This window comes from Methylobacterium sp. WL18 (genome assembly GCF_008040015.1).
Lineage (GTDB): Bacteria > Pseudomonadota > Alphaproteobacteria > Rhizobiales > Beijerinckiaceae > Methylobacterium > Methylobacterium mesophilicum.
Genome location: NZ_VRVD01000952.1, coordinates 1 through 1302, shown reverse-complemented (window position 1 = coordinate 1302; position 1302 = coordinate 1). Strand labels below are relative to the sequence as shown.

The 1302-nt window shown below is 70.4% G+C and carries 2 protein-coding genes and 1 pseudogene; all 3 read left to right on the top strand.

The features are described 5' to 3' along the window. On the top strand, nt 1-304 hold a 304-nt coding region (locus FV228_RS30005), incomplete at its 5' end, for a DUF1206 domain-containing protein (protein WP_147857759.1). 91 nt (nt 305-395) lie between these two features. Further along, the gene (locus FV228_RS33555; protein WP_167367636.1) at nt 396-554 is read left to right on the top strand and encodes a hypothetical protein; all 159 of its coding nucleotides are present in this window, start codon (nt 396-398) and stop codon (nt 552-554) included. 98 nt (nt 555-652) lie between these two features. Beyond that, nucleotides 653-1302, top strand: a pseudogene (locus tag FV228_RS30000) (capsular biosynthesis protein); the annotation flags it as partial.

Below are 1302 nucleotides of genomic sequence, written 5' to 3'. Positions count from 1 at the left end.
GCGCTGGGCCGGCCCGGTCGGCCGCTTCGGCTACGCGGCCCGGGGCATCGCCTTCCTGATCATCGGCGGCTTCCTGGTGGCGGCGGCCTGGCACCAGCGCTCGTCGGACGCGAAGGGACTGACGGAGGCCTTCGCGCTGCTGCGCGCGCAGCCCTACGGCTGGATCCTGCTCGGCCTCGTCGCGGCCGGCCACGCCGCCTTCGGGGCCTTCGGGCTGATCCAGGCCCGCTACCGGCACATCGACGCCCCCGACATCGACCGCGTCGACGACGCGGCCGGAGCGGCCGTCCGGGCGCTCACCTGAAAGATAAGTCTTTGTAAATCGCCGCCCATGCCCCATGTAGAGTTCACCCTCCGCGCAATACCGTGCCCTGGGCGACGACGCGGAGACGAACATGGCCAGGACGCTGATCACGGGTAAGGCCCAGACCGTAACGACCGAAGACTTTAACGAGCGTGTCAAGACCTTGCTCGTCGATAAGGTCTACCCGCTCAAGGGCCGGACCTACCAGAAGAACTTCAAGACCGGCTTCTCCGGCGCGATCGTCAAGTAGGACGATCTCCGGGCGGGGCGCGCTCCTGAGGCGCCCGGCCCCGCGTTGACAGGGCGGATGCCGCGGCGGATACCGCGCGGCACCCCATCCGGCCCCCGATGCAGCAGCGCTTCTACAAGATCGCGGTGATGGTGGCCCACGACCTCGCGGCGACCGCCGCCGCCGTGGTGCTCACCTTCCTGTTCCGCTTCCAGGGCGGCATGCTGGCCGAGCGCCTGCACGCCCTGCCGTTGCTGCTGCCGCCGTTCCTCCTGTTCGCCGGCCTGGTCTACGGCCGGTTCCGGCTGTACCGCACCAAGTGGCGCTTCGCCTCGCTGCAGGACCTCGCCGGCATCGTCCGGGCGGCCAGCGTCCTGGCGCTGGCCCTGCTGGTGACCGACTGGGTCCTGGTCTCGTCCGACCTGTACGGCTTCTACTTCTTCGGCAAGATCGCGATTTTCCTGTACTGGGTGCTGCAGATCTTTCTGCTCGGGGGCGCGCGCCTGGCGTTCCGGTACCTGAAGGACAGCCGCTCCCGGCAATCGAGCGCCCGGGCCGCCACCGTGCCGACGCTGCTGCTCGGGCGGGGCGCCGACATCGACGTGCTGATCCGCGCCATCGAGGCGGGCTCGGTGAAGAAGCTCGCGCCCCGGGGGATCCTGTCGCCCCGGGCGGACGAGACCGGGCAGTTCATGCGCGGCGTGCTGGTGCTCGGCGGCTTCGCGGACCTCGAGCGCGTGGTCGCCGACCTCGCGGCGGGCGGCGAGCC

What these genes read in the sequence shown, in the direction of transcription:
- FV228_RS33555 (WP_167367636.1), top strand. Translation starts at nt 396, where the DNA reads ATGGCCAGGACGCTGATCACGGGTAAGGCCCAGACCGTAACGACCGAA.